Consider the following 6,178-nt stretch of genomic DNA (forward strand, 5'->3'; position numbering starts at 1 on the left):
AGCTGCGAACCCTTGCGTCGGGCCCGCTGGAACGCCCGGGCCGGCCGGTCGCCGGTGCCCTGATGGATTCACGGTCATTCGGTGACCTGGTCGCCGATCGGATCAGAAGCCTGTCCGGCGTACGGATACCGCCGGCTGCTCCGGAACGCCATGGTGAACGTGTCGGCGGTGACCGCCCACGCCGGGCGCCTGCTGGGCGGCGTTCATCGCCGAGGCGCGGTCGTCCGGGTCGGTGGCGGCCGCGAAGATGTCGTGGACCGTCACCCGGTCGCGGGTGGACAACGCGTCGATCGGCGCGCGGGCACGTGGGTCACCCTGCGCCGGGTCGATGGACGGACCGCGCCGCAACGGCCACATGAGAATCAGCTCCCCCCGATGTCCGGGCGGCGATCCCAACCGGGTTGCCCAGGGCGGATTCGCATCGGTATGGTCCCTGCGCCGTCCGGCCGGAACCGGCGGTTACCAGGGGGAGAACACCACGATGCCCACTGCGCTTCGCGCCGCCGTATCCGTTTTCATGCTCGCCGGTTTCTATCTGCTGGGACTGGCTCAAGTAGTGCTCGTCGGCTGGCTGATCTTCGAGATCTGGCAGCGCTCGCACAGCGCGGGCGCCGCCAAGCTGAGCTATCTGCTGATCGCCGCGGTCGGCGTGATCCTGGCCGGCCTGTGGCGGGCGGTGCGGGCCAAGCCCGGCGAGCCGCACGGCCTGGTCGTCACGCCGGAGCAGGCGCCCGAGCTGTGGCACCAGGTCCGCGGCCTGGCCGCCGAGGTGGGCACCCGGGCGCCTGACGAGATCCGGCTGGTGCCCGAGGTGAACGCCGCGGTCAGCGAGGACACCAAGCTGCTCGGCCTGGTCGGCGGGGCGCGCCGGATGTACATCGGCATGCCGCTGCTGCAGACCTTCGACGTCGACCAGCTCCGCTCGGTGCTCGCGCACGAGCTGGGCCACTACTCCGGCTCGCACACCCGGCTGGCCGCTGTCGCGTACCGGGGCCGGGTCGCGATGCACGAGACACTCGGCAACGTCGGCAAGTGGAACGTGTTCGGCTGGGTCTTCAAGGGCTACGGCTGGCTGTACCAACTGGTCAGCAGCGCGGTCGCGCGCCGGCAGGAGCTGGAGGCGGACCTGGCCTCGGTACGGGTGGCCGGCGTCGACGCGGCGGTCTCGGCGATGCGGGAGATCCCGGTCGTCAGCGCGGCCTGGGACTTCTACTTCGAGCGGTACGTCGCGTACGGCTGGGAGATCGGGTACGCGCCGGACGACGTCTTCGGCGGATTCGCGCAGCTCTACCACGCCCGGACGGACGAGCTGGCGGAGATGCGCGAGCAGGAGCCGGACGACGAGACCGGGCGCTGGGACAGCCACCCGGCGATCTCCGAGCGGATCGCGGCGATGCGGGCGGCGCCGCGTACCCCGCACGCGCTGGACGGGCGTCCGGCCACCGCGCTGCTCCCGGCCGCCGCGTCGGCCGGCCTGGCGCTGCAGCGTGAGGTGGTCGACTTCGGCAACCGCACGGTGCTGCCGTGGAACGACTTCACCGCCGCGTCGATGGCCATGCTGATGCAGAACCGCGCCGACCGGGTGTTCCGCAGCGCGGCCCGGCTCGCCGGCGTCCCGGAGGCCGGTCTGGCCGAGGTGTTCGGCCTGGTCGAGGCCGGTCGGCTGGGCGAGCTGGCGGCCGAGTTCTTCCCGCGGGCCACCCGCCGGGAGGCGGCCGCCGAGTTCGCCGAGGTGATGGAGACCCTGCTCGGCCTCGCCGCGGTGCGCTCCGGCACGGTTCGCTGGCAGCACTCCTGGTCCGGCCCGGCCCGGCTGGTCGACGCCACCGGGCAGACCGCCGATCTCAGCGAGATCGCCAAGCTCGCGGTGGCGCCGGAGACCCTGGGCGAGGCCCGGGCCCGGCTGGCCGAGCGCGGCGTGCAGGTGGAGGCGGCCCGGGTGGTGCAGACCCGGGCCACCGGCCAGGGCGCCGACGTGCTCGGCGCGATGCCGAACGTGAAGCTGGCCGGCTCCGAACACGCCGACCTGATCATGCTCAGCAAGGGCTTCGTGTTCGTGCCCGCCCCGAAGTCCACGGACGACGGCGACAAGCGGGTCGGCATGCTGCTCGCGCACACCCCGCCGGCCGAGCTGACCGCCCGGTACCGCTACATCGCGTTCGAGAACGTGGCCACCGCCCGGATCGACCGGGAGGTGCCGGTCAACGCGACACTGGTGCTGCACGACGGGAGCGAGGTCGCGTTCCAGGAGCGGTGGACCTCCGACAAGATGGGCAAGAGCGACGACGTGCTCCGTGAAATTTTGACCGGGCTGAAGAACCGGGGCGATCGCTAGGCTTCAGGCATGCGGACGATCGATTGGGTGGACGGGGCCGTCGAGATCATCGATCAGACGGCCCTTCCGGGCGAGTTGCGGGTGCTCCGGCTGCACACGGTCGGTGAGCTGGTCGCGGCGATCCAGTCGCTGGCGGTGCGCGGCGCCCCGGCCCTCGGCGTGGCCGGGGCGTTCGGCGTCGCGCTGGCCGCCCGCGCGCACGCCGACGATCCGGGGGCGCTGCGCACCGCCGTACAACGGATCGAAACCGCGAGGCCGACGGCGGTGAACCTGGCCCGCGGAGCGCGCCGCGCCGCCCTCCTGCTGCCCTCGGGCCCCGACGCCGTGCTCGCGGAGGCCTGCGCGATCCGGGACGAGGAGATCGCCGCGTCCGACTCGATGGCCGCCCGTGGCGCCGACCTGGTCGCCGAGCTGTGCGGGGACCGGCCGCGGCTGCTCACCCACTGCAACACCGGTGGGCTGTGCGCGGTGGTCGGCGGGACGGCGCTCGGCGTGGTCGGCGAGCTGCACCGGCGCGGGAACCTGGGTGGGGTGGTCGCCAGCGAGACCCGGCCGCTGCTGCAGGGCGCGCGGTTGACCACGTGGGAGCTGAGCCGGTGGGGCGTCGAGCACCGGGTCGCCGTCGACTCGGCCGGGCCGTTCCTGATGGCCCGCCGCGAGGTGGACGCGGTGATCCTGGGCGCGGATCGGATCTGCGCGAACGGGGACGTGATCAACAAGATCGGGACGTACTCGCACGCGCTCGGAGCGCGCCGGGCCGGGATCCCGTTCATCGTGGTGGCGCCGGAGTCCACGGTGGACCTGTCGACCGGCGGCGGGGCCGAGGTGGAGATCGAGGACCGGGGTTCGGCGGAGGTCACGCAGTGGGCGGAGGCGGTCAACCCGGCGTTCGACATCACCCCGTTCGACCTGGTCACTGCCGTGGTGACCGAGCGCCGGGTAGTCCGTTTGGACCGTGGCGACCAGATGAAGTCATGAGTTAGCTGTGTGACCTGCGTCACTATAGCTGCTGACATTCGGGTATCTTGCCGACCGAAATGGACATAGCCGTCCAGAAATGGGGCTGAAACCGATTCGCTTCTCGGCTACGTTAGAACGGTTCCGTTTCGAGCTGACGCATCCGCTCGCTCGTTCGGCCTTATCTCGGGGAGCTTTCTTCATGGTGAATCTGCGCCTTCGGCGTGCCGGGCTGCCGGTCGCGATGACCGCCCTTGCTGCCATCGTCGGCACTGTTCTGAGCAGCGGCTCCGCGGCCGCGGCGACCCCCTCCGACACCTCCGGCGCCGCCGCGGCCGCCGTCAAGAGCGGCGATCTGTTCGCCCCGAAGTCCGCGAGCAAGACCCGGGGCTCGGTCTCCGCGCTCTCCACGGACCCGACCAACTTCGGTGACATCACCGGCGACGGCAAGGCCGACCTGGCCGCCATCGACGCCAGCGGCAAGCTGTGGATCTACCCGGGCAAGGCGATCTCGCACGACCCGTCCACCGCGTACCCGAAGAACCTCTTCAACGCGCGGTTCCAGGCCGGCTCCAGCGGCTGGAACAACTTCACCGCCGTCGTCCGCTACGGCGACTTCAACGCCGACGGCAAGCAGGACATCCTGACCCGGGACAAGCAGGGCAACCTGTCCATCTACCCGGGCACCGGCACGACCCCGCAGATTATCGCCAACAAGGGCATCGCGGCCGGCACCGGCTGGTCCGGCTTCGCGTCGATCACCGGCGCGGGGGACCTGAACTCGGACGGCCTGGACGACATCCTCGGCCAGAAGACCGACGGCACCCTGTGGCTCTACACCGGCACCGGCAAGGTCACCAAGCCGTTCAGCTCGCGGGGCACCCAGATCGGCACCGGCTGGAAGGGTGACCTGCTCACCGCCGCCGGTGACTGGTCCGGCGACGGCCGTCCGGAGTTCTGGTTCCGTAACACCAAGGGCTACATCTCGCTCTACCAGAGCAAGAGCGGCCTCATGCCGATCGGCAAGGGCGAGGTCATCGTCGACGACGCCGAGCTCGGCAAGTACTTCAAGGGCATCGTCGGCGCCGGCAACCTGATCAACGACAGCCAGTACCTGCCGTACCCCGACTCGCTGTGGCAGCTCAAGGACGGCTCGATGTACATCGTCGCGCCGGACACCGACATGATCGGTGACGATGTCGAGCTGGCCACCTCCGGCTGGCAGGGCTACAAGCTGTTCTGATCCGTCTGATCAGTTTCACAAGAAGGCCGAGGCGACCCGCCTCGGCCTTCTTCGCGTCCGCGTCAGGCCGCCGGCCGCCACGGCTTGAGCCACGGCGTCTCCGGCCATCGCTCGGCCGCCGCCATCAGCGGGAACGCCGTCGCCCCGTCGATCGACTCGCGGACGATGTCGGCGTGCCCGGTGTGCCGCGCGGTCTCCTGGATCAGGTGCAGCAGGATCCAGCGCAGGGTGAAGTGCTCCAGATCCGGGCGGTTCCACGGCACCGAGTGGTCGACCGGGACCTGGAAGCCGAGATCACCGATCTCGGAGACGGTCTTCTCGGTCTCGGCGGCGATCCGGTCGTACCGCGCGAAAAGCTCCTCAATCGTCTCGCCGCCGGCGAGAGCGAAGTTCTCCTGGTACGCCGCGAAGTCCGGCTTCTGGTGGCCGCCGCGCACCGTGGAGATCCAGTTCTCCTCGGTGGACGCGCAGTGCTTGATCAGCCCGCCGACGCTCAGCGAGCTGGCGCTCGGCGTGGCCCGCAGCTGCTCGGGGGTGAGCCCGTGCGCGGTCAGCTTGAGCACGTAACGCATCTGGGCGAGGTAGCCGAGCAGGCCGTCCTGCTCGTTGCTGATGGGTCCGACCTGACCGGGCATGCCGACTCCTGCGCGTCGTGGTTTCTCCGTCGAGAACCACGCTAGGAGCCATAGCGGTCAGTTTCCGGCCGCATGACGCGGAGTTCGCCGTCTCCTACCGAAGTCACCCAGCCGCCGGTCCGGCCGAGCTCCAGGAGCTGGCGCGCCGAGGGCCGGGCGAGGCGGCCAGGCACTCCGGGCGCCGGCGGCCAGGCCCGCCGTGCCCGGCCGGCCCCCCGCAGGTACGGGACCAGCGCCCGCACCGGGTCGTCCTGCTCCAACTCGTCGCGCAACCGCTCGAGATCGCTGATCACATGGGTGAGCTCGCGGAGCACCTCGTTCGCGTTGCCCCCGCACATGGCGGCGGTGAGCTCGGCCCGGGTGGCCGCCACCCGCGTGCCGTCGCGGAACGAGCCCGCGGCCAGCGCGGCGTTCAGCGGGCTCCCGGACACCTTCCAGGCCAGCGCGGCGGCGAGCAGATGCGGGACGTGACTGATCGAGGCGACCGCGTTGTCGTGCTCGACCGCGGTGATCGGCAGCACCCGGGCGCCCATCGCGGTGCACAACCCGGCCAGCGCCAGCCAGTCACCGAGATCGGTGCCGTGCGGCTCCACGCAGAGCACCCAGACGCAGCCGTCGAACAGCCCTGCGTCGGCCGCCGCGAAGCCGGACGCCTCGGTGCCGGCCATCGGGTGGCCGCCGACGAACCGTCGTACCCCGTGTTCTTCGGCGAGGACCCGCACCGGTCCCTTCACCGAGGTCACATCTGTCACCAGGCCGTCGTATCCGGCCAGCTCGCCGAAGACCTCCGGAAGGACGGTCAACGGCACCGCCAGCGCCGCAACCGAGGTCCCGCCGACCGCCGCCGCGACGGAGTCGCGCACCTCGAACCCGGCCGCCCGGGCCAGCTCGCGGGTGTCCGGATCGGCGTCGAAACCGATCACCTCGTGGCCCGCCGCCGCGAGCGCCCGCAGCAGCGAGCCGCCGATCAGTCCGAGCCCGATGACAGCGATGCGCACAGGGCCGACT

The 6,178-nt window shown here is 71.2% G+C and carries 6 protein-coding genes; 3 read left to right on the forward strand and 3 right to left on the reverse strand.

Translation table 11 applies throughout. The features are described from left to right. Nucleotides 1-102 precede the first annotated feature (102 nt). The gene (locus Asi03nite_RS35450) at nt 103-357 is read right to left on the reverse strand and encodes a hypothetical protein (RefSeq protein ID WP_203684894.1); all 255 of its coding nucleotides are present in this window, start codon (nt 355-357) and stop codon (nt 103-105) included. A gap of 124 nt (nt 358-481) precedes the next feature. On the opposite strand from Asi03nite_RS35450, the gene Asi03nite_RS35455 reads away from it, so the two are divergent. From Asi03nite_RS35455 to Asi03nite_RS35465, 3 genes are all read left to right on the forward strand, one after another. Next, on the forward strand, nt 482-2,335 hold the full coding sequence (locus Asi03nite_RS35455) for a M48 family metallopeptidase (protein ID WP_203684895.1): 1,854 nt from the start codon (nt 482-484) through the stop codon (nt 2,333-2,335). Nucleotides 2,336-2,344: 9 nt separating this feature from the next. Further along, complete coding sequence (gene mtnA / locus Asi03nite_RS35460) at nt 2,345-3,313, forward strand: S-methyl-5-thioribose-1-phosphate isomerase (RefSeq protein ID WP_203684896.1); 969 nt, start codon at nt 2,345-2,347, stop codon at nt 3,311-3,313. 181 nt (nt 3,314-3,494) lie between these two features. Continuing rightward, nucleotides 3,495-4,535: an FG-GAP repeat domain-containing protein gene (locus Asi03nite_RS35465; RefSeq protein WP_203684897.1), complete on the forward strand. Its 1,041-nt coding sequence runs from the start codon at nt 3,495-3,497 to the stop codon at nt 4,533-4,535. Nucleotides 4,536-4,597: 62 nt separating this feature from the next. Here Asi03nite_RS35465 and Asi03nite_RS35470 read toward each other — a convergent pair whose 3' ends face one another. Continuing rightward, nucleotides 4,598-5,170: a DinB family protein gene (locus tag Asi03nite_RS35470; protein WP_203684898.1), complete on the reverse strand. Its 573-nt coding sequence runs from the start codon at nt 5,168-5,170 to the stop codon at nt 4,598-4,600. 41 nt (nt 5,171-5,211) lie between these two features. After that, a partial coding sequence (locus Asi03nite_RS35475; protein WP_239103161.1) for a prephenate dehydrogenase occupies nt 5,212-6,178 on the reverse strand: 967 nt, incomplete at its 5' end.

Origin of the sequence: Actinoplanes siamensis, from assembly GCF_016862395.1 — a bacterium.
GTDB classification, from domain to species: domain Bacteria; phylum Actinomycetota; class Actinomycetes; order Mycobacteriales; family Micromonosporaceae; genus Actinoplanes; species Actinoplanes siamensis.

Excerpts from the sequence above, each read along its gene's own strand:
- Asi03nite_RS35455 (WP_203684895.1), top strand. The coding sequence starts at position 482 with ATGCCCACTGCGCTTCGCGCCGCCGTATCCGTTTTCATGCTCGCCGGT.
- Asi03nite_RS35470 (WP_203684898.1), bottom strand. The coding sequence starts at position 5,170 with ATGCCCGGTCAGGTCGGACCCATCAGCAACGAGCAGGACGGCCTGCTC.
- Asi03nite_RS35465 (WP_203684897.1), top strand. The coding sequence starts at position 3,495 with ATGGTGAATCTGCGCCTTCGGCGTGCCGGGCTGCCGGTCGCGATGACC.
- mtnA (WP_203684896.1), top strand. The coding sequence starts at position 2,345 with ATGCGGACGATCGATTGGGTGGACGGGGCCGTCGAGATCATCGATCAG.
- Asi03nite_RS35450 (WP_203684894.1), bottom strand. The coding sequence starts at position 357 with ATGTGGCCGTTGCGGCGCGGTCCGTCCATCGACCCGGCGCAGGGTGAC.